Here is a 21,928-nt window from a genome sequence, read left to right on the forward strand (position 1 = left end):
TGTACGCCGCTCCTACAGAAGTCGCAACCCGTAGGAGCGGCGTACAGCCGCGAAGGGGCCCGCAAGAACACCACCTCCCCCCAGAAACAACAAAGGCCGCCATCGTCACCGACAGCAGCCTTTGCTTGCCTCAGGTCAATCCATCAACTGCCCATCGCGACCCGGCCACCCTTGGCGGCTTTGCGACGGCTGGAGACGATCAACCCGGCGATCACCACCGCGATGGTCAGGCCACCGGTTGCGAGGATCTCCACGCGATTGGCTTCGCGCAGGGCCATGGTGGTCAGCACCGCGATGATGAACAGGATCACCACGTAGGTAAGGCCTGGGAACAGCCACATCTTGAAGTCGATCTTCTCGCCAGCGCTCTCACGCTTGCGGCGCATGCGCAGCTGCGACACGGCGATCACCAGGTACACCAGCAACGCGATGGCGCCGGAAGTAGCCAGCAGGAAGTCGAACACGGCAGCCGGAGCCACGTAGTTGGCGATCACAGCCACGAACGCCGCAGCGGTCGACATCAGCACCGCTACCGAAGGCGTACCCGCTTTCGAGGTGTTCTGGGCCGACCGCGGTGCATCGCCACGCTTGCTCAGGGAGAACAGCATGCGCGAAGCGGTGTACAGCGCCGAGTTCAGGCAGCTGGTTACCGCCACCAGTACCACGATGTCGACGATCAGCTTGGCGTTTGGAATACCGATCAGGTTCAGCACGGTCTGATAGGAACCCTGCTCGGTCAGCTGTGGGTCGTTCCACGGCACCAGCGCAACCACCAGGAAGATCGACACGAGGTAGAACAGGAAAATCCGCCAGATCACCGAATTGGTGGCCTTGGAGATCTGCTGGCCCGGGTTCTTCGACTCGGCGGCAGCGATGGTGACGATCTCGGTCCCCATGAACGAGAACATGGTGGTGAGCATGGCCGCCACTACAGCGCCCAGACCGTTAGGCATGAAGCCCATGGTGTCGGTCAGGTGGCTGACGCCGCTGACCTGGCTGTTGGGCATGAAGCCAAACACCGCACCCAGGCCCACGACGATGAAGGCAATGATCGCCAGCACCTTGATCAAGGCGAACCAGAACTCGAACTCGCCGTAGTTCTTCACACTGAACAGGTTGGTCACCGTCAACACCAGAGTGATGACCAGCGCGAACACCCAATGCGACACGTCTGGAATCCAGGCATGCAGGATCGACGCAGCGGCATTGGCCTCCAGCGGGATCACCAGTACCCAGAACCACCAGTACAACCAGCCAATGGTAAAACCGGCCCAATGGCCGATGGCGCGGTCAGCGTAGGTGGAGAACGAGCCAGTGTCAGGCGAGGCCACGGCCATTTCGCCGAGCATGCGCATCACCAGGACGACCAGCGTACCGGCAGCGGCATAGGCCAGCAGCACAGCGGGGCCGGCAGTGGCGATGGCCTTGGCAGAGCCGACGAACAAACCAGCTCCGATCACACCAGCGATCGACAACATAGTCACATGACGCTGCTTGAGTCCCTGAGCGAGACCCGCGGAATTCTGCGTACTCATAAAACTACCTTTGCGAGGAATAGCGTTCTGTCGGGCGTCGATTGCTAGCTTTTGTTCAAAGTTTGCTACACGCCGTTCCTTTTTCTTGACGCAATAATTGCGCCAAACCCCTTCACCGATTATCCTGCCGCCCTGAAATGGACCTCTCAGCCAGATCACCCAAAGGATTGAATCCATTGAGGTTCGTGAAGGACGTAACAAAGCATTACCGAATTACCCAGTCCTGGGACACAGTGTCGCACCAAAACAGGGCCTGGTAACACCTTCGCACGATTTCAGTGCAACCGAAAGGCGCAACCTTTACAGGGTTATTCCTCGCGCCGACGTGCTACTTCTAGCAACCCGCTCGCAATCGGCCATCTGGCTGCGCGTCACATTGGCGCTTTCCTCGCCCTCGCAAAACTGGCAACATCGCGCCTTTTTTCGCTGTGCCTGCCGCCCACCTGACGTCCTTGCGACAGTACCCTGCAGCAATGCGACAAGCGCCTGCGCCCGGCCCAACATGCATCAGCCGCTCGCTCGCCGCTGTGCTAGCTTTGCGCTCGCTGCTTGCGCACGCTACCGCGTCGCCTCGGCAGGCCGCACCCGTACTCAAAGAGGACCGCACATGGCCCAGGCCACGCCCGCGCTGGAAATCCGTAACCTGCACAAACGCTACGGTGCACTGGATGTGCTCAAAGGCATTTCCCTGGCCGCCAACGACGGCGACGTGACCTCCATCCTCGGCTCGTCCGGTTCCGGCAAATCCACGCTGCTGCGCTGCATCAACCTGCTGGAGAACCCTCATCAGGGCCAGATTCTGGTGGCCGGCGAGGAACTCAAGCTCAAGCCTGCGCGCAACGGCGAGCTGATCGCCGCCGACAACCGCCAGATCAACCGCCTGCGCAGCGAAATCGGTTTCGTCTTCCAGAACTTCAACCTGTGGCCGCACATGAGCGTGCTCGACAACATCATCGAGGCGCCGCGCCGGGTACTGGGCCAGAGCAAGGCCGAAGCGATCGAAGTGGCCGAGGCGCTGCTGGCCAAGGTAGGCATCGGCGACAAACGCCATGCCTACCCCAACGAACTCTCGGGTGGTCAGCAACAACGTGCCGCAATTGCTCGCACGCTGGCCATGCAACCCAAGGTTATTCTGTTCGACGAGCCCACCTCGGCGCTGGACCCGGAAATGGTCCAGGAAGTGTTGACGGTCATCCGCAACCTCGCCGAAGAAGGCCGCACCATGCTGCTGGTGACCCACGAAATGAGCTTCGCCCGGCAGGTGTCCAGCGAAGTGGTGTTTCTGCACCAAGGCCTGGTGGAAGAAAAAGGCACACCCGAACAAGTATTCGATAACCCCCTTTCGGCACGCTGCAAGCAGTTCATGTCCAGCAACCGCTAACGGAGCAATAACAAGATGAGCATCAAGAAAATCCTGCTGGCGGTCGCCGCCACCCTTGTGGTCAACAGCGCCGCCATGGCCGCCGACAAACTGCGCATGGGCGTGGAAGCTGCCTACCCACCGTTCAACAACAAGGACGCCAGTGGCCAGGTCGTGGGCTTCGACGTCGACATCGGCAAGGCCCTGTGCGCCAAGATGGAAGTGGAGTGCGAAGTGGTCACTTCCGACTGGGACGGCATCATCCCCGCCCTGCAGTCGCAGAAATTCGACTTCCTGGTGTCGTCCATGTCGATCACCCCGGAACGCTCCCAGGTGGTGGACTTCACCAACCCCTACTACAGCAACAAACTGCAATTCATCGCCAGGAAAGACGCGGACTTCCCCACGGAAGGCGACAAGCTCAAGGACACCCTGCAGGGCAAGGCGATCGGGGCCCAGCGCGCCACCCTGTCCGGCACCTGGCTGGAAGACAAGTACGGCATGGACGTGAACCTCAAGCTCTACGACACCTCGGAAAACGCCTTCCTGGACCTGAGCAGCGGCCGCCTGGACGCCATTCTGGCCGACAAATACGCCAGCTACGACTGGCTGAAAAGCGACGCCGGCAAAGACTTCGAGTTCAAGGGCGACGCCGTCGAGCAGAGCGACAAGATCGGCATCGCCGTTCGCAAGGGCGACGCCCTGAAAGACAAGCTCAACAAGGCCCTGGCCGAGATCATCGCCGACGGCACCTACAAGAAGATCAACGACAAGTACTTCCCTTTCAGCATCCTCTGACAGCCCGGCGGGCGTTTGCCTACACGGCAGCCGCCCGCCCCTGAACAAGCCTGCCCATGAACATCGACCTCTATGGCTTCGGCCCCGCGCTCGCCGCGGGCGCGCTGATGACCGTCAAACTGGCCCTCAGCGCCCTGTGCCTAGGCCTGCTGCTGGGCCTCGCCGGAGCCCTGGCAAAAACCTCGGCCCACCGCCCCCTGCAATGGCTCGGCGGTTTCTACTCGACGCTGGTGCGCGGTATTCCCGAACTGCTGTGGGTGCTGCTGATCTATTTCGGCACCGTCAACGGCCTGCGCACCCTGGGCCTGGCCCTGGGCGTCGGCAGCCTGGAACTCAGCCCCTTCGCCGCCGGCGTAATCGCCCTGGGCCTGTGCTTCGGCGCCTACGCCACCGAGGTGTTTCGTGGCGCCATCCTGGCCATCCCCAAGGGCCATCGCGAAGCCGGCATGGCCCTGGGCCTGTCCAAACCCCGCATCTTCGTACGCCTGGTGCTGCCACAGATGTGGCGCATCGCCCTGCCCGGCCTGGGTAACCTGTTTCTGATCCTGATGAAGGACACCGCCCTGGTGTCGGTCATCAGCCTCGAAGAAATCATGCGCAACGCCCAGAACGCCGTGACCTTCAGCAAGCAGCCGTTCACCTTCTACATGGTCGCGGCCCTCATGTACCTGTGCCTGACCGTGGTGGCCATGGTCGCCCTGCACTTCATGGAAAAACGCGCCGCCCGCGGCTTCGCGAGGGCCGGACAATGAACTGGGAAGTGATCATCAAATGGCTGCCCCGCCTGATGCAGGGCGCTACCCTGACCCTTGAACTGGTGGCCATCGCCGTCATCGCCGGGTTGATCCTGGCCATCCCCATGGGCATCGCCCGCACCTCGAAGAAGTGGTACATCAGCGGTCTGCCCTACGCCTACATCTTCTTCTTTCGCGGCACACCACTGCTGGTGCAGCTGTTCCTGGTGTACTACGGCCTGGCGCAATTCGACGCCGTGCGCGAGAGCAGCCTGTGGCCGTACCTGCGCAGCCCGTTCTGGTGCGCCGCCGTGACCATGACCCTGCACACCGCCGCCTACATCGCCGAAATCCTGCGCGGCGCCCTGCAAGCCATCCCCAAGGGCGAAATCGAAGCCGCCCGCGCCCTGGGCATGTCCCACAGCAAGGCCCTGCTGCACATCATGCTGCCCCGCGCTGCGCGCATCGGCCTGCCGGCCTACAGCAACGAAGTCATCCTGATGCTCAAGGCCAGCTCGCTGGCCAGCACCGTAACCCTGCTGGAACTCACCGGCATGGCCCGCACGATCATCGCCCGCACCTACCTGCCGGTGGAGATCTTCTTCGCCGCAGGCATGTTCTACCTGGCCATGTCGTTCGTGCTGGTACAGGGCTTCAAACTGCTCGAGCGCTGGCTGCGGGTGGATGCGTGCCAGGGGCGGTAGTGCTGGCGGGCGACCATCTGCGCGAGCGGTTTCGTGCGCTGGACGCTTTTTTGAGTACGCATGAGGGGTTGTGGCGACCCAAGCCCTTTACCGATCGGGTGCTGCAATGGGAAAGCGCTTATCCCGCGCTGGGCCAGTGGTTGCGCGCCCGTAGCCTGGAACAGGCCGAGGCTGTGCATAACTCTCTTGAGTTGCCTGACGCGCCCGCGCCGTTTGCTGCATTGTTCCAGGAGGCCAAGGCGCTCAGTACCGTTGGAGATTTATCCACAGCCCCGTTGCCCCCTGCCAGACATCGGTTGGACGTCGATGTACCTGGCCGCAAATGGCAGCAAATCGAAGCCTTCGCCAGCAAACTGCATTTCGCCCCTGCGGTGACCGGGTGGGTGGACTGGTGTGGCGGCAAGGGCCACCTGGGCCGCCGCCTGCTGTGCGATGGCCAACGCCTGAGGTGCCTGGAATACGATGAGGCGTTGGTTACCAGCGGCCAAGCCCTGAGTGCCCACCATGGGCTGAACGTCGCCCACCAGCTGCAAGACGTCATGGCAGCTGACCTGGCTTTATCTTCCACTGACACCCCTGTCGCCCTGCACGCCTGCGGCGACCTGCACGTACGCCTCATGCACAAGGCGGCCGATGCCGGCTGCCAACACCTGGCGATAGCGCCCTGCTGCTACAACCGGACAATCGGCGATCATCGCCACCTGTGCAGCGAGGCGTCTGCACTGACCCTCACCTTGGACGACCTCGGCCTGCCCATGGCCGCTACCGTTACCGCCGGCGCACGGGTACGCAAACAGCGCGACACATCCATGGCCCGACGCCTGGCGTTCGACCTGCTGCAACGGCGGCAGCGTGGCGTCGATGAGTACCTGCCGTGCCCATCCTTGCCTGCTGCCTGGCTGCACAAGCCTTTTGCCGAGTACTGCATGGACTTGGCGGAAATACAGGGCGTACCTCTCGGCGACTTCAAGGATTGGATCGCCCTGGAAGCGCTGGGCTGGCAGCGCCTGGCCGAGGTGCGCAACCTGGAATTGGTGCGCGGACTGTTTCGCCGGCCGCTGGAGCTGTGGCTGGTGCTCGATCGTGCCTTGTACTTGCAGGAACGACAGTACGACGTACAAGTCGGCCTGTTCTGCGCTTCAGACCTTACCCCTCGTAACCTGATGATCCTGGCCGAGCGCCGCTAAGGGCAGTTCGCCCTGTGGATAACTCTGTGGGCAGAAGTGTTACCGGGTGCGGTATTTCGGCGCCTGCGAAGAAGGTTGTCCACTGGACGTTTTTTGTACAGCGGTTATTCGTGTGCAAAAACAGTAGCTTGCGAACGATGTCACATAACTGTACGCAAACGGGCCCGTTGGGCGGGGTTGGCACGGCGGATGTGAATAAGCATTGGAGGCTATCGATCTAAAGCGGAATAAATTGTGCGCCTGGGGGGTTTACTCGCGCAGGTGAATGGCTATAATCAGCGCCCTCACTTGCCGGTATAGCTCAGATGGTAGAGCAACTGACTTGTAATCAGTAGGTCCCGGGTTCGATTCCTGGTGCCGGCACCATATAAATCAAAGGCTTGCAGAAATGCGGGCCTTTGTTGTTTGTGGCACACGTACCAACGCACGTACCAAGAGCAGCGGTAACCAGCACCAAAATACTGTATACTCATACAGTTGTAGAATAGCTTTCAGCCCCCAGCTATTTATGATACAACCCGCATCCGGCGTGCCATACTAGCCCTCTAGGAAGCCGTTTTCGCTGGATGTCAAGAGGCTCGCGTTCGTATAGGGCGCAAATGGTCGCTGAAGGAGAACAAACGTGTTCAATGCGAAATCGATTGCTAACTACTTTCTTGAACTGGCAGCCGCCAGGGGTGAGTGCATTAGCCCGATGAAGCTGCAGAAGCTCGTTTACTACGCCCATGGCTGGTACGCCGGTTATACCGAACGGCCACTGATCAACGAGGCAGTCGAGGCTTGGCAGTACGGCCCCGTCATCCCCTCGCTGTATCACGAGTTCAAGCGCTTCGGTTCCGGCGAGATCACCGGCAAGGCGTTCGAGTACGATGCTCTGGGTGTCCGGGAAGCTGCTACACCTGCAGACCCTGATATCCGTACTTTCCTGCAGAACGTGTACAACAGCTACCACATGTATTCGGGTATCCGCTTGTCGGAGATGACCCACGCAAGCGGTACGCCATGGGCAGTGACGTGGGCGGCTGCGAAAGGGATGCGCGGAGTGGACATTCCGTTCAGCACCATTGCGACCCACTTCAAGGACGCCGTGCGTAAAGCACAAAGTGGCCAAACGGCGGTGCAAGCGTGACCGAGCCAACGCCGGGGATTGGCTCGGTTAAAATTGATCCAACCGCTGAAGCCGCCGCAAACGGGCTGAATGGGTCTGGGAACGACGAAAATGCTTTCTTCGCTGCCGGTAAAGAGCATTTTCAGCTCCAGCATAATCAGCAAAATCTAGGCTGGCTGGGGAAGTTCTGGGGCGCTACTGATAGAGCAGCCCCTACCAACATTGCCGGCTTTGTCATCGGCGTGTCGGCACTTCTGATCGTCGGCAGCTTCTTTGTCACCGAGAGCCCGGAACTCAATGAGGCTCGAAAGTGGCTTTACGGCTTGACGACGTCCGCCCTGGGCTTCGTATTCGGTACAGCGACCAAGCGCTAACCTCCGAGGGAAGGCCCAGCCTTCCCGCGTCCCTCTTCTCATACCAATCAAATGGGCATCAAACGATGCACGCGTGCGTCCGCACCCGCGTTTAGAGTCGATGCTTTAGGGTATAGGGGGGTGCCGAAAAAAGAGTAACATCGGTAATCCTGACCGATTTCTGCCCTGCACCCACGGAATACGCGGCCTCATTGGTTTGCCGGAAAGTGATTTCTTAGTAACCAAATAGTAATCAGATTACCTTTTGTTTTGGTGATAAATGGCCTGCTTGAAAGCCTTTAAAATCAATCACTTAGCAGAAAATTACCTTTTCCATTACCTCTCTATTACTCCCATCTGTAACCGCTCAAGGCCGATGAATACGCGGCTTCCACTTTGTCCCACCCCATCTAGTTACGCTGATTACTCTTTTTCAGCCCCCTCCCCCTATCCCGTACAGAAAGCCATCACAACCGCCTGCCAAACCTCTCCAGGTGCAGGGATCCGCAGAAATGTTCAAGCCCTCACATTCTGATCAGCCCCAGCGCCGTAGGGCCTGCCAGCGCCCTGCAGGGGTGCGGAATTTCCGACACGTTTAGCCCGCAGGCGTGGCGGGGGGACGAGGGCGCGCGCCGGGGTCAGCTGCACGGCCGTGCCGTTCTGATTACACTGAGCCAGCATCCATGTAAGGAACGGAAACGGCGCGATCGACCGATCCAAGCAGCCCAGTGACCTAACCTCAAGAAGGAACTCAAGAATGACCGACCACGCTTATCACGTCGTTGTGAGCTGGGCCCGCCGAGAGAAAGCCAATAGCCCCGAGCTGAGCGATATCCGCCGCGTCTACATCAACTGGCCAACCAAAATCGAGTACGACAGCGATCTTCATGAAATTGAAGCGGAGCTGAGAGGCGCGCTCCAGGACGAACAGATGCACAAGCCGGGTTCTAACTCGCCGCACCTGATGGAAAACCGCGTTCAAATTATGAGCTGGCAGCCACTAATGGGCGCCGATCGTCCCGGTAAACCGTGATGAAATTCGGCAAGCCGACTGCAACGGGAAGTGGAATTGATGAGTGAAGCGAAGAAGATCCAGCTCTGTGTTTTATGTGGTGACCAACCCGCAACCGACGGCGAGGGCGATCATCTGCCACCGCAGTGCATCTACCCGAAGCCGAGGCCTATCAATGTTCCCTGGAACAAGGTGCCAGCCTGCATTCCCTGCAATAACGCCGGTAGCAAGGACGATGAACAGTTCAAACTGATAATCGGCATCACCACTGGAGAGTTCCGCAGCGACATGGAGTCGGTGATCAATGCGATGGGCAGGACTATCGGTAAAAACCAGCGTCTAGCGAAACAGGTGCTCAAGGAGAACAAACGGGGCTACGCAAAAAGACACGGCAGCCCCATTCTTGAGCCCGTTGTTGCCATCCCTTTCGACAGGGATGCATATGAGAGGGTGATTAGACGAATCGTTCGAGGCCTTTACTGGCAGCAGACTGACACGATTATGCCGCGACTATCGGAAATTCATGTTAGGGAGCCCGAGTCTCCAGACCTGCACACGCACGTAGCCACTCTGCTGCAAAACGCTGAGCGAGTAGAGCTCAATGGCGGAACGTTTGTGTACAAGTTTGTGATCACAGATGACGGAGATAGCTTCTGGGCGATGCAGTTCTTCGGCAAACACCTTGTATTCGCTTTTGCGTTTCAACCGTGTTCCTCTGGAACGGCATAGGTGCGCAGCTCAAATGAAGGTGACGAGCGCAAAAGGCTACAGGCAGATTGCATTTGTCATTTAAGTGCCGCCTGACTGGCGGCTTTCATATTCTGCAGGTTCACTTGCCGTCGCTGGAAGGAGCCTCATAGGGGTTGAACCGGATCACCTCTTCACCCAGCCAGTCGTTGATCTGCAGAAGCCTAGCCTGCTCTGGCTCCAGCTCGTTCACCGCCCACACCTGGGTAGCCTCACGCACCGAACCGAAGCCACCAGAGTTCTGCGGAACAACGCCCATCAGCTGCGGAGGGATCCGCAGCATGGCCAGCTGGTCGTCGCGGCTGATGTTCTTGATCGCGCCGAAGTCGTCCTTCGCCGCCACCTCGCTGATCGGAATGAGCTGGATACCGTCCTTCTTGCCGTTGGGCGCGTACATGAACAGGTTTCGGAAGTTGCCCGGCCCCTTGCTGCTCTTCATTGCCGTGCGCAGGTCGTCGACGAAGTCTTCATTCTGGGCAGCGTCGGTCATGTACAAGATGAAACCCGCGTGGCTACCGTTCTGGTAATACTTGCGGCGGAACAGAGTTGCCGCCTCATTGAGCAGCGCGGCCTGCAGCGCTGGCAACCATTCCGGCAGGCCGTACACCTCCTGGTTGATGTCGGCCACCCTTAGATGGCAGATGCTGCCAGCCCTGAACTCGTGCTCATCACGCCAGCCGCGCACCTGATAGTAAGTTTCCAGATCCGCGCCTCGACGCATGTACTTCGCCAGGCAAGGCCGAAGCCCAATCGCCCGGCCGAGCATGTTGTCGCGCTTCTCCAGGTACAAATTGCCCGACCATCCCAGGTCCATGACGATCTGCTCGAAAGCCTGCCTGCTCAGCAGCTTGTGGGGAATGAATGTCCGGGCCAGGGCGTTGCGCTTGAAGATCAGCCCAGACTGCAGGTAGACGCTGGCCTTCGACGAGCGGGCCAAGCCTTCCAGCGAGACAGGTGGCTCATACCATTTACCATTGAGGTAGCACTCCAAATAATCCAGGATCTCGCGCCCGTCCAGGACCGGTACCGGATCGCCAAAGGTGAAGGCTTCGGCTCGGGCATTGCGGTTGGCGAGCAGTTCACCAGCAGGCGCCGGCGCGGCGCCGGTCAGGTCGATGTTGCTCATTAGAAGATCGCCATGATGCGTGTGTTGGTAGCGGTCTGCCCTTCGAGCGGCTCGTTGTGCAGGGCGTGGAACAGCGCCCAGGCCAAGTCGGCGTGACCCGTGGCCTCGTTGCGACCTGCGGTGTACGTGAATTGGCGCCCGCCAGGTGTGATGGTTTTGCGGATAGCCATGAGGGACTGCGCCACATCCGTTGCGCCGGCATCAAACTCCAGCCGGCCCTTGCTGATGACGTCCCACGCCTTCATCACCAAACGGGTTTTGACCTCATCCTGGGCGTTCCCGGCCTGGACTCGCAACCTGTGGCCACCGCCCTGGTCGCCATCGCGCAGCAGCTGCGCGCTTTTGCCTACGTCAGCGCAGCAGGTTGCAAGACCAAAGAAGAAGCCACCGCCTATCGCGAAAACTTCGGCGCCCGCGAGGTCATGGTCATCTGGCCTGACTTCGAGTACTGGAACACCGAGACGGACGCCACCGACACTGCACCGGCTGTAGCGCGTGCGCTGGGCCTGCGCGCCAAGATCGACCAGGACATCGGCTGGCACAAGACCCTGTCCAACGTGCCAGTCAACGGCGTGACCGGCATCAGCGCCGACGTGTTCTGGGACCTGCAGAACCCCGCCACCGATGCCAACTACCTGAACGGCAACGAGGTCACCACCCTCATCAACGCCGACGGCTACCGCTTCTGGGGCAGCCGCACCTGCAGCGCCGACCCGCTTTTCGCGTTCGAGAACTACACCCGTACCGCCCAGGTACTGGCCGACACCATGGCCGAAGCGCACATGTGGGCCATGGATAAGCCCATGCACCCATCGCTGGTGCGGGACATGATCGAAGGTATCAACGCCAAGTTCCGCGAACTGATCTCCGGCGGCTACCTGATCGGCGGCGAGGCCTGGTACGACGAGGAAGCGAACACCGAGGCCACCCTCAAGGCCGGCAAGCTGTTTATCGATTACGACTACACCCCGGTACCGCCGCTGGAGGACCTGAACTTCCGCCAGCGCATCACGGACCGCTACCTGGCGGACTTCGCCAGCCGCATCAATAGCTGACGGAGGCCAGTACCATGGCAATGCCACGCAAACTCAAGAACATGAACACCTTCCACGACGGCGTGAGCTACGTGGGGATTTCCAAGTCCGTCACCCTTCCTGTGCTTGCCCGCAAGATGGAGGGATACCGGGGCGGCGGCATGAACGGCCCGGTGAAGGCCGACCTGGGCTTCTCCGACGACGGCCTGCAGCTGGAGTGGAAGATCGGCGGCATCGATGACTTGGTCATCAAGCAGTTCGCCAACCAGAGCGCCTCGGGCCTGATGATCCGCTTCGCCGGTTCCTATCAGCGTGACGACACCACAGCAGTGAGTGCCGTAGAAGTCGTGGTCCGTGGCCGTCACGAGACGCTGGATATGGGCGAGGCCGTGGCCGGCGAGGACACCGAACACACCATCACCACCACCTGCAGCTACTACAAGCTGACCATGGACGGCTCCGTCCTGGTCGAAATCGACCTGTTGAACTTCGTTGAGAACGTCAACGGCGTCGACATGCTGGCCGCCCAGCGCCGGGCCATCGGCCTCTAACCCCACAGCCGCGATGTGCTGGTGGCCATTCCCACCAAGCTGCAGAAACCCCTGGGCGAACTTTCTGTGCGCAAATTCACCTCAGCATTGGTGCAACGCCTGGTCGATCGGATTGCAGACGAAGGCACACCGTCTAAAGCCGCACACGTGCTGCGATATCTTCGGCGCGTGATGAAGTGGGGGTGCAATCGTGGCTATTTGGAAATCAATGTGGCCCTGGGCATCGAGGCGCCGGCAGAACGCAAGCAACGCCGGCTGCCAAGCCCCAAGGTCATGGCCACACTCATTGCCCGAGCCCACGAGAAGGGCCAGCTCACGCGTGGCCAACTCGGCTCATGCCCGGCATACCTAGGGTATGTCATGGAGCTGGCCTACTTGTGTCGCTTGCGAGGCATCGAAGCAGTCACACTCACCGACGCCAACGAGCTAGAAGAAGGAGTCCAGACCAATAGACGCAAGGGCAGCCGCGACAATGTGGTGCGCTGGACTGCCAGGCTTCGGGCTGCCTGGGAAGGCGCCAAGTCTTACCGGTGTCGAGTCTGGACAGATCAGGCCTACCCAGTTCCAACGGCTGCTGACCGTAGGTTCATCATCGTGGCGGCGCACGGCGGCGCGCTGCAGAAATCCAGCCTGGACACGACCTGGCAGCGCTTCATCACGAAGGCGATCAAGGACGGAGTACTCACCGAGGAGCAGAGATTCGCGCTCCACGACCTGAAACGCCGGGGTATCACGGACACTCCAGGTGATCGCAAACAGAAGCAGGACGCCAGCGGCCACCGCGACGAGTCAATGCTCGATATCTACGATTTCAGCCTGCCCCTCGTCTCCCCTTCCGCCGACTAAATCCCGCGTACCAACATAGCCAGAGACCGCATGGTTTCTGGCATTCCCGCTGCTAAACACGTACCAGAAAGTCACGTAACCTATTGATTTTACTACTGTGAGCAGGGTTCTTGTAATCAGTAGGTCCCGGGTTCGATTCCTGGTGCCGGCACCATAGTTTGACAAGGAAGGCTCACCGCAAGGTGGGCCTTTTTCGTTTCCGCAGCTCCCCTGTAGGAGCGGCGTCCAGCCGCGAAAGCGCCAGCCCAGTCACCACATCAAATCCCCCAACCCCCAATCTCACTCCCCGCCAATCACCCAAACTCCTGACAGCACCCACGCAGATGATCGTGCCGCAGCACATGGGTAGGACTGTACCTGCCTGACACCCCGGCATCCCCTTGTCATCTAACCGCTGCTTTCACCCAACTCAAGCCCCTCGATAAGCCGGTTTCTTCAGCCGACGCAGCCTTCCCCCGCTCAGCCGAAACGATGCTCAGGAGGCCAGATCATGAGATGCCCTTGCTCCCGGACGTAAGGAGCCGCCAGTCCCGCGCTAGAGGACATCCCCACAGGTCGCAGGGGCCTTGATCCCTGATAACACTCAACATTCTTGGCAGGATGACGTGGGGCGAGGGCCGGAGAAAATTGAGGTGACCGACATGGCATTGATGGGTAGACGCGATGGCAGAGGTTTCCACCACGGTACGAATGGAGCACCACAATACAACAAGCGACGAAAAGTACGCTTGCTGGTGATCTACACGGATGTAGAAGTGTCGTTACGATAAGAGGATTAGCGTCATTGACTCGCTGCAGACTGGAAGGGATGTGCCACGCATCACGCAGCGTACTGCACCACACACAGTTCATGCCACTGGGCAGCATAAAGGATGGCACAATGCTAGCCAGCAGCACCTCCCAAGGCTATGATCCCATAACCCTCATTACCAGTCAGAATGAGCCAGTTGGCGGCTACACATTGGGTCGTCGAGTTCTAGATGTGGAAAACTAAAGAACTAGCTCTAGCCAAACTTTAGAGAATCAAGGAAGAGTAAAATTGAGCAGTTTAGAAAACTCATCGCTTTACGTCTCAGTAGATGAATCAGACTACCAATCTTGCATTGACTTAATAGAGCACACCGAAACAATTGATGAGGCCAAAGCAAACATACGAATTCATCATCTGAAGTTTGATGGGAACGGCAGACCAATGTCCAAGGCCCTTGCAGAGTTACTGTACCAGTACATCATTGACTATTGTATAGCATCTAAAAACAGACCTGATACCCTGACAAATAGACAATCAGCACAGCTAACAAAAGAAGCACGCAAATTATTCAGACACCCAGAAACGTCAGAAGATGATCCTGATAAAACTGGGGAGGCTGGCGAGACCCTTCTTTTTTTCCTAACAGAAGCAATTCTCAAAGCACCTCAAATCGTTGCAAAAATGGAATTAAAAACCAATAGACGACTAGAGTCAAATGGTTCCGATGGAATTCATATGCGATGGTGCGAAGAAGATCAGCTAGTTGATTTTTACTTTGGCGAATCAAAACTGTACAGTTCGATTGACGGGGCAATCACATCCGCTCTAAAAAGCATCAATGAATTCCATGATGAAGAAATCTACAAACATGAATTCACAATGATAACAAAACACTTCAAATATGCCGATGACAATACAAAAAATGCGGTAATCGACTTGATTAAGCTAGGCGAACCCGGTCCTGGAGCTCGTATAAACCATGCATGCCTGATTGGGTACAACTGGAAAGAATACCAAAATATTCACAAAATTAAACAATGCGATCTATCGAGTCAATTTCGCGAGATGCTGCTTGCCGAAAGCAAAAATATTGCTAAAACACTTAACGTGAAATTTAAAAATTTTGAAAAAAAACACCTTAACTTTGAGGTATTTTTCTTACCATTCCCATCTGTCCAGAAATTTCGCGACGAATTCAATGAAGCACTGGACTAAATCATGAATATAGCCGAACAGTTCCAACCTCAAATAGAAAAGCTTTACAAGCTAAACATTGAGTCTTTACTGCCAACTCCAAATAGCCCGGCTACGATTACGGAGCTTGAGATTAAAAAACTCATCGGCATATCATCTGCGCTTTCCCTATCAGAAGATCCCAAAGATTTAATTTTAGCTTACGAGATAATGAGCAGACTCCTAGAATCTAGCAAAGATTCCGTTATTGATATAGCTCCCGCCGCGGACATAATACTTTCCAGACTAGGGAATTTCCCTGGGCGCTCACTACTGCGTAACCGTTATGCAGATGATGAACAACCTAGCATTCCCATTTCACTAGCACTGGAGAGAGTTGCGCGCGAAGCCGAGAATTCCACCAGCGACGGAATACTTTTAACAGACTTTCAATACAAGCTTTTAGAAGCCTTACAAAAACAATCATCCTTAAGTGTCTCCGCACCTACTTCAGCAGGGAAGTCATTCATCCTCAATATAGAACTAGCACGCCGACTAAAATCCTGCTCAGAAAAAGCCGTTGTATATATAGTCCCAACACGAGCCTTAATAAGCGAAGTTTCGAACCGCATTCGGCAAACAATTCAACGCGAGAACATAGAAAATACTACGGTTCGAACCGCACCTTTTCCGCTGGAAACAGAATCCAAGTTTAAAAGTATTGTTTATGTACTTACGCCAGAAAGACTTTTAACTCTCCTAAAACCAAAAAACAATACGCAAATAGTCACCACACTAATTGTGGATGAGGCGCATGAGATTCAGACGGGAAATCGAGGAATTGTATTGCATAACGCGGTCGAAATCGCGCTATCTAAACACCCCAAAACATCGCTTATGTTTGCCAGCCCCCTTATAGAAAATCCTGGCTACCTACTGAATCTATTTAATCGCAATGATAATGGTCAGTTTTTCACAGAAACGATATCACCGGTATCACAAAATATTATACTAGTATCTGAAGTTAACAGAAAGCCAAACATCATTAACGTTTCGTTGCTTACAGATAAATTTGAAATCACAATTGGAGAGCGTGATTTCAGCTTCCGATTTAGGGATAGCATCTTCAAGCAACGGGCAAATTTAGCCTATGCGATCACGAAGAATGATGATTCTACGATAATATTTGCAAACGACCCTAGTGATGCCGAAAAAATAGCACTCGAACTTTCCTACCTCAACAATAGGTTCGAGCCAAGCAACAACATCAAAGAATTTATCAGCTTCATTAAAGGGGAAATCCACGAAGAGCATGGACTGATAAACAGCCTTCAACATGGCGTAGCGTTCCACTACGGGGATATCCCTTCCATTGTAAGAACTGGCATCGAAGATCTATTTCGGTCTGGAGAAATAAAATACATATGCTGCACCAGTACTTTGCTGCAAGGTGTCAATCTTCCTGCGAAGCATATCGTAATTGAAAATCCATATAGCGGCAAAAAACCGATGCTGCGATCCGACTTCTTAAATCTGGCAGGTAGAGCCGGGAGACTTCTTCAAGAGTTCCACGGAAATATTTGGTGCATTAGACCTAAAAGTTGGGGCGACGAGTCTTATCAGGGAGATACTTTGCAAGAAATCAAATCATCCATGGCTAAAATAATGGACGATGGGGGCACGATTCTTCAAGAGCTTATAAAGCACTCTTTGACTGACGAAAAAGACAAAGAGGTAGCTGAAGCTGGATTCAGCAAGCTTTTTCATGAGAGTATGACATCTAACGATGAAGAGCTAACAAACAAGTACAGCAACTCAGATACAGCAGATACTTTCAATGAAAACTTAACCCATATAAGATCACTTGAGATCACCCTTCCTTATGAAATACTCGAATCCCACCGATCGTTGCGTCCAGATCACCTCCAAAGCCTATACAATCATATAGCTGGAGTATTGAGCATTGACCATTTTTCACTTTTGCATCCGTTCGAAGTTGGCGGAAAAGAAAGGATGTCAAATGCTATTGATCTCGTCTGCCATCACTTTTCATGGGATGCACCTAGAAACTCTATAAAATACAGGAATCTAATATGCAATCTCGCACACGACTGGGTTACAGGAAAATCCATAGGGTCAATACTCAGAGAGCGTGTGAATTTTGTTCGCAGGGACGACGATAATAAACTAAGCGCCTCATCAATAATCAGACAAACACTTAAAGTTATCGAAAGCGCAATCAGATTCAGGCTTGTCAAGTACCTTAGCGCATATGAAGACATCTTAGAGGTATCCTTGCTTGAAAGAGGATTTTCAAAAGACGACGCTCAGCAAGCCCCATACCATACTTTTTTAGAGTTTGGCTCCTGTAACAAAGTCGAGCTAGGCCTGATGTCTGTCGGTTTTTCGAGATTTACAGCACTTCGCTTAAAAAAGATCATTGGAAACACAGATGCCGTGGATGTGGAAGACTACTTGGAGATCCTCTCTACAATAAATATTAACTCCATCGACCTCCCGAAGCTCTGCCTAAACGAGTTTAAAAGCATTATGGGAAAATAATTAAAATTATTCCTTCAGGTCGTAGCGACCTAAAACACTGAGCAACATCGTCATTAGGATACTAATGGGATAGACTCAATCATCCATAATTAGAAAACCATTATATTCCATAGGGTTAAGCTGATTTTCGAAACCTAGTGCCGCAGCGTTTAGGCTACCGCCATGGAGCTCCAGTCCAGAAAAGCATTCCCCTATTTCCATACAACCCTTCTAAGAAGGAGTTCCACTCACACTCGACGCCCTTGCTAACCTAATCGCTCAGCCGCTTTGCGATAGACCTGTTCTCGCTCGCGCTTATCTACCGCCACCACGAACACCATGACCTCCTGGTCGATCACCTGATACACCAGCCGATAGCCGCTGCTGCGCAGTTTGATTTTGTAGCAGTCGGGCAAAGCATGCAGACGGTTGGCTTCGATGCGCGGATTGACGAGGATCGTGGCCAGCTTCTTCTTGAGCTGCTGGCGTACGGTATCCCCCAATTCGTGTCACTCCTTTAGTAGCGCACGCGCATCGAATTCGAGGCTATAGGTCATCTAATGAAACCTTCACCCGCTGGGGGTCAGCCAGCCGCTCGCGTACTGTCGCGATCAAGGCTTCATCGTCCTCGGTCATCAGGACCAGCTTGAAGGGGAGTTGGCCACGCTCTGCTACGTACTGCAAGGCTTGGCGCATTAGTTCAGATGGGGTGACGCCGAGTTTTTCCAGCTCGTGGTAAGCGCGCGCTTTCAGGTCATCGTCGATACGGATATTGATGGATGCCATGGGATGCCCCTCGATGTAATGACGTTTGTCGTTACCTTCAAGTAAAAAGCTACGCTCGGGCAAGCCTACAACGGTTATTTTTTATACAGCTCGTGTAGCCACGGGGATTGCACACATCCTTGCGCGGTGAACACAGCATTTAGTTGTAGCTTGGCCGTTTAAGTGAAGCGAGTCTGCGGCTAGGCATTCAGACCGTCCTCATTTCTGCGCGAACCTTTTGCTCAGCAGAGCTTTCAAGTCGTCTGCGGAGCAGTGTTTACCCTGCGCGTACTCCCGCGAACTGATCGCGAGCAGCTTCACCAGGGCAGTCGCCTCATCGCGGCGTATGCGGTCAACGTAAGACTCAACAACGTACGCGGGGACCCCGTTTTGCGTGACGACCAAAGGTTCTTCAAGGGGCTGATCAGCGGGATGCCGCTTCAAATAGCTAATTGTTTCAACCTGCATGATTCGAGAACCCCAAATAGTAGAACCGCTTCTGGCCTCGATGTGCGTAATGTCGAAGCTAATGGGGGCACTGAGCTCATTCGCACGTCGGCAATACCTCTGACCTTGCCAACGCATACCCTAACCTAAATTTAGACCACTGCCTGAGGATGGCGACGGCTCACAGCCGTAGACCCCTCAAACCAAAATCCTACTTGATCCCCTCCTCCCGAGAGCGTACCGTTCCCCGGTCGCTGCCAATTCAGCGACAGGGTTTGGCGACCCGAAACCACGTTAGGCGCACCAGCGCCACCTTCATGAAAGCAGGCGCTTTTTTGTGCCTTAAGCTTCGTGCTATGGCGGCTGTGCGCGGGAGACCTTCGGGTCTGCCGGGTGCCTAACGTCCCGGTTCGCCAACCCTCGCACAGCTGCCACCCTTATCGTTTGGCGACGGTGGGTGACGGTCCAACATCACGTTAGGAGCCTCACATGCTTGTAAACACTTCCCCCAGCATCAAGCTATCAAACGTCTACGAACACCTCGCCACTCTCGGCGAAGATGAATCGGTAACGCACCAACCCTTCACCACCCACCTGAGCCATTTAGGTGAAGTCATAAATGACCTTCGCCACTCTGCGCGTGTCCTGAACGAGGTCAATGGCGCGCTCATCATGGTGTTGCATCTGCTGGAGGCAGCGCATGCGGACAAGCTGTCAGCGGATAACCTTCACTGCCTGATTTCGCCTGTGCAGGTGAAGCTGGCACGGTCACTCAATGAGCTTGATCGGACGTTGTAGGATTACGACCGGGAGGATTGCGGTGGCCCGGACCCGGCTTACGCCGGTGCTACAGAGATGTAGCAGCGGCGTGAGCCGCGTCTGGAGGCGTGGCGGGTGGGTCGACGGATTCGCGGCGTAAGCCGCGTCCGGGCACGGCGCGGGCGGGTTCACGTAGCAGCGGCGTAAGCCGCGTCCGCGTCCACGGCTCTCACCGCCGCGCGCGGCGCTCATAGGCGGCCAAAACGGTGCGTTCGGATTGCACTAGGTAGCTTTCCAGCATGGCTCGCGCATCCGTGGGTCTGCCTTCCTCGACGCAGCGCAGTATCTGGCCGTTCATGTCCAGGTACGGCACATGCAGAAACTGCGGGTCGTTCAGCACGCCGAAGGCCAACCGCAGCTCTGCCGAGATCTGCCCGTAGAAGGCCAGCAGCCGCGGGCTGTCTGCCAGTTCCACCACGGCCTGGTGGAACATCATGTTGGCCGTGCCCACGGCTACCCAGTCCTTGGCTTCGCGCCCACGCTCGCCGGTTTCGACGGCCTCGCGCATGTGCTTGGCCCCAGGGTGCTGTGGATAACCCTGAGCAATGGCCTGGCATTCGATAAAGCGTCGCACGCGGTAGATGTCGATGATCGATCCCATGTCGGGCTCGGCGACGGTGACGCCGCGGTTGGGTTCGTGTTTGAGCAAGCCCTCTCGCGTCAGCACTCGGAACGCTTCGCGCAGGGTATTGCGCGAGATATCCAGGGTCTCCGCCAGCGCCGCTTCGGACAGCCGTTGTCCGGGAACGAGTTCGCCTTCCACCAGCATTCGGCGAATTTCTTGGGTGATGGTCTCGCCCAGGGAGCGTGGGAGAGCAGCAGAGGCGTCGTTCATAGGGGATCCAGGTGGTGAGAACCGCGGCGGTATTGCAACAGAGCGCGTTGCGGGGGGCAAGGATCTCGCGTGGGGCGTGCTTCATTAGGTAGCAGCAACGGGGCATAGCGTTACAAAGCGGTGCATATCACTCAACCAGTAACACTGGATTGTTCAACAATAATTGCCTTGCACACCTACAACTTAGGGCAAAACGGCCCTCCTTGGCATACACATTGCTCTATCGAGTCAACTCTCACTGTAGGAATGATTGCCGTGACTCAAGCCAACACCTTAGCGTTCACGAAAGCGCGGCGATCATCGTTGATCGCAGCCATCTTCATGATGGCGACGTCGGCCATCGGGCCGGGCTTCCTGACTCAGACCGCCACCTTCACGGCAACTCTGGGGGCAGCATTTGCCTTCGGCATTCTGGCGTCGATCCTGATCGACTTCGTGGTGCAGCTGAACGTGTGGCGCATCGTGTCGTTGACCCGCATGCGTGCGGCGGAGCTGGCCAACGCGGCGATTCCGGGCAGTGGTTATGTGCTGACGCTGCTGGTGTTGGTGGGCGGCCTGGTGTTCATGCTGGGCAACATTGCCGGTGCGGGCTTGGGCCTGAATGCGCTGACCGGGCTGGACCCCAAGTGGGGCGGTGCCTTGAGTGCGCTGCTGGCGATCGGGATTTTCTCGTCCCATCGGGCGGGTGTGGCGATGGACCGAATCATGATCGTGCTGGGGCTGCTCAAGGTCTCGCTGATTCTGTTCGCCTGCTTTGCAACCCATCCGCCGTTGGGCGAGGCGCTGCGTCAGACGGTGTGGCCTGATTTCGTCGACTTTGCGGCCATCACCACCATCGTCGGTGGCACCGTTGGCGGCTATATCACTTACGCCGGCGCACACCGTTTGCTGGATCGCGGCACAGTGGGTGTGGAAAACATCGAAGCGGTATCGAAGGCGGCGCTGTCGGGCATCCTGGTGACCGGTATCGCTCGCTACGTTTTGTTCCTTGCTATTCTCGGCGTCGTGGCCAGCGGAGTGGTGATCGATGTGTCGGGCAAGGGCGCGAACCCTGCGGCTCAGGCCTTCGGCGCGGCAGCCGGTGACATCGGCATGATGATGTTCGGCCTGGTGCTGTGGGCGGCAGGGATCAGCAGCGTGATCGGCGCGTCGTACACCTCGATGTCGTTCATCACCGTGTTCTCGAAGAAAATCACCGAGCGCATGCGCCACCTGGCGACCGTGGCCTTCATCGTCATCTGCATGCTGGTGTACATGGCACTGGGCAAGCCGCCGGCTGCGCTGCTGCTGTTCGCCGGTGGTTTCAACGGGCTGATTCTGCCCATCGGCCTGAGCATTTTCATGTACGTGGGCTGGTGCCGTTCCGACCTGATGGAAGGCTACCACTATCCACGCTGGCTGCTGGTGCTGGGCATCCTGACCTGCCTGCTGTCGTGGTTCATGGCGTACAAGTCGGCCGGTGCCATCTTCGCTTTCATCAGCGCCGCGTGATCTAACAGGAG

General features: G+C 56.5%; 20 protein-coding genes, 1 tRNA gene and 3 pseudogenes. 17 read left to right on the top strand and 7 right to left on the bottom strand.

All coding sequences use genetic code 11. From position 1 onward, the window contains the following. Positions 1-143: 143 nt before the first annotated feature. Positions 144-1,535: a GABA permease gene (gabP, locus tag B3397_RS19450; protein WP_296253249.1), complete on the bottom strand. Its 1,392-nt coding sequence runs from the start codon at positions 1,533-1,535 to the stop codon at positions 144-146. A gap of 607 nt (positions 1,536-2,142) precedes the next feature. Here gabP and B3397_RS19455 point away from each other — a divergent pair. The 10 genes from B3397_RS19455 to B3397_RS19500 all read left to right on the top strand — a co-directional run bounded on the left by B3397_RS19455 (position 2,143) and on the right by B3397_RS19500 (position 9,520). Next, positions 2,143-2,916 carry an ABC transporter ATP-binding protein gene (locus tag B3397_RS19455; protein ID WP_296253250.1) on the top strand — a complete coding sequence of 258 codons (774 nt, stop codon included), beginning with the start codon at positions 2,143-2,145 and terminating at the stop codon, positions 2,914-2,916. 15 nt (positions 2,917-2,931) lie between these two features. After that, positions 2,932-3,693, top strand: a complete 762-nt coding sequence (locus tag B3397_RS19460) for an ABC transporter substrate-binding protein (RefSeq protein ID WP_296253251.1) — start codon at positions 2,932-2,934, stop codon at positions 3,691-3,693. A 56-nt stretch (positions 3,694-3,749) separates the two neighbouring features. After that, positions 3,750-4,445 (top strand): ABC transporter permease, encoded by a 696-nt coding sequence (locus tag B3397_RS19465; protein WP_296253252.1) that lies wholly within the window; start codon positions 3,750-3,752, stop codon positions 4,443-4,445. Continuing rightward, positions 4,442-5,131, top strand: a complete 690-nt coding sequence (locus tag B3397_RS19470) for an ABC transporter permease (protein WP_296253253.1) — start codon at positions 4,442-4,444, stop codon at positions 5,129-5,131. Before B3397_RS19465 ends, B3397_RS19470 begins: the two co-directional genes overlap by 4 nt. Continuing rightward, positions 5,131-6,318 (top strand): methyltransferase, encoded by a 1,188-nt coding sequence (locus tag B3397_RS19475; RefSeq protein WP_296253309.1) that lies wholly within the window; start codon positions 5,131-5,133, stop codon positions 6,316-6,318. Before B3397_RS19470 ends, B3397_RS19475 begins: the two co-directional genes overlap by 1 nt. Before the next feature lie 290 nt (positions 6,319-6,608). Continuing rightward, positions 6,609-6,684: transfer RNA gene (locus tag B3397_RS19480), tRNA-Thr, on the top strand. Between the two features lie 256 nt (positions 6,685-6,940). Then, the gene (locus tag B3397_RS19485) at positions 6,941-7,447 is read left to right on the top strand and encodes a Panacea domain-containing protein (protein ID WP_296253254.1); all 507 of its coding nucleotides are present in this window, start codon (positions 6,941-6,943) and stop codon (positions 7,445-7,447) included. Further along, positions 7,444-7,800: a hypothetical protein gene (locus tag B3397_RS19490; protein WP_296253255.1), complete on the top strand. Its 357-nt coding sequence runs from the start codon at positions 7,444-7,446 to the stop codon at positions 7,798-7,800. The genes B3397_RS19485 and B3397_RS19490 overlap by 4 nt, the downstream gene beginning before the upstream one ends. Before the next feature lie 736 nt (positions 7,801-8,536). Next, positions 8,537-8,812, top strand: coding sequence for a hypothetical protein (locus tag B3397_RS19495; protein ID WP_296253256.1), 276 nt, complete (start codon positions 8,537-8,539; stop codon positions 8,810-8,812). Between the two features lie 39 nt (positions 8,813-8,851). Beyond that, positions 8,852-9,520, top strand: a complete 669-nt coding sequence (locus tag B3397_RS19500) for a hypothetical protein (RefSeq protein WP_296253257.1) — start codon at positions 8,852-8,854, stop codon at positions 9,518-9,520. A 100-nt stretch (positions 9,521-9,620) separates the two neighbouring features. Here the strand turns inward: B3397_RS19500 and B3397_RS19505 are convergent, their stop codons facing one another. Together B3397_RS19505 and B3397_RS19510 are read right to left on the bottom strand one after the other, a co-directional pair. Continuing rightward, positions 9,621-10,664: a phage portal protein gene (locus B3397_RS19505; protein WP_296253258.1), complete on the bottom strand. Its 1,044-nt coding sequence runs from the start codon at positions 10,662-10,664 to the stop codon at positions 9,621-9,623. Beyond that, positions 10,664-10,930: pseudogene (locus B3397_RS19510) on the bottom strand (terminase); the annotation flags it as partial. The gene B3397_RS19505 and the pseudogene B3397_RS19510, both read right to left, overlap by 1 nt. On the opposite strand from B3397_RS19510, the pseudogene B3397_RS19515 reads away from it, so the two are divergent. From B3397_RS19515 to B3397_RS19535, 5 genes and pseudogenes are all read left to right on the top strand, one after another. Continuing rightward, positions 10,931-11,719 (top strand): annotated as a pseudogene (locus tag B3397_RS19515) (phage tail sheath subtilisin-like domain-containing protein); the annotation flags it as partial. A gap of 14 nt (positions 11,720-11,733) precedes the next feature. Beyond that, entirely contained in the window at positions 11,734-12,249 is a 516-nt protein-coding gene (locus B3397_RS19520) for a phage major tail tube protein (protein ID WP_296253259.1), read from the top strand. A 3-nt stretch (positions 12,250-12,252) separates the two neighbouring features. Next, positions 12,253-13,095: pseudogene (locus tag B3397_RS19525) on the top strand (site-specific integrase); the annotation flags it as partial. Between the two features lie 1,039 nt (positions 13,096-14,134). Further along, entirely contained in the window at positions 14,135-15,061 is a 927-nt protein-coding gene (locus B3397_RS19530) for a HamA C-terminal domain-containing protein (protein WP_296253260.1), read from the top strand. Between the two features lie 3 nt (positions 15,062-15,064). Further along, complete coding sequence (locus tag B3397_RS19535) at positions 15,065-17,581, top strand: DEAD/DEAH box helicase (RefSeq protein ID WP_296253261.1); 2,517 nt, start codon at positions 15,065-15,067, stop codon at positions 17,579-17,581. A gap of 245 nt (positions 17,582-17,826) precedes the next feature. Here the strand turns inward: B3397_RS19535 and B3397_RS19540 are convergent, their stop codons facing one another. From B3397_RS19540 to B3397_RS19550, 3 genes are all read right to left on the bottom strand, one after another. Then, positions 17,827-18,063, bottom strand: coding sequence for a type II toxin-antitoxin system RelE family toxin (locus B3397_RS19540; RefSeq protein WP_296253262.1), 237 nt, complete (start codon positions 18,061-18,063; stop codon positions 17,827-17,829). Positions 18,064-18,106: 43 nt separating this feature from the next. Then, a complete protein-coding gene (locus B3397_RS19545; RefSeq protein WP_296253264.1) occupies positions 18,107-18,346 on the bottom strand; it encodes a type II toxin-antitoxin system RelB/DinJ family antitoxin in 240 nt (79 codons plus the stop codon). 198 nt (positions 18,347-18,544) lie between these two features. Then, entirely contained in the window at positions 18,545-18,793 is a 249-nt protein-coding gene (locus B3397_RS19550; protein WP_296253265.1) for a prevent-host-death protein, read from the bottom strand. Positions 18,794-19,261: 468 nt separating this feature from the next. Here B3397_RS19550 and B3397_RS19555 point away from each other — a divergent pair, with 468 nt between their 5' ends. After that, positions 19,262-19,570, top strand: a complete 309-nt coding sequence (locus B3397_RS19555; protein WP_296253267.1) for a DUF1484 family protein — start codon at positions 19,262-19,264, stop codon at positions 19,568-19,570. Positions 19,571-19,760: 190 nt separating this feature from the next. Here the strand turns inward: B3397_RS19555 and B3397_RS19560 are convergent, their stop codons facing one another. Further along, positions 19,761-20,426 carry a GntR family transcriptional regulator gene (locus B3397_RS19560; protein ID WP_296253268.1) on the bottom strand — a complete coding sequence of 222 codons (666 nt, stop codon included), beginning with the start codon at positions 20,424-20,426 and terminating at the stop codon, positions 19,761-19,763. A gap of 246 nt (positions 20,427-20,672) precedes the next feature. Here B3397_RS19560 and B3397_RS19565 point away from each other — a divergent pair, with 246 nt between their 5' ends. Beyond that, complete coding sequence (locus B3397_RS19565) at positions 20,673-21,917, top strand: NRAMP family divalent metal transporter (RefSeq protein WP_296253269.1); 1,245 nt, start codon at positions 20,673-20,675, stop codon at positions 21,915-21,917. The last annotated feature ends 11 nt before the right edge of the window (positions 21,918-21,928 follow it).

Source organism: Pseudomonas sp. UBA4194 (assembly GCF_002379585.1).
GTDB lineage: Bacteria > Pseudomonadota > Gammaproteobacteria > Pseudomonadales > Pseudomonadaceae > Aquipseudomonas.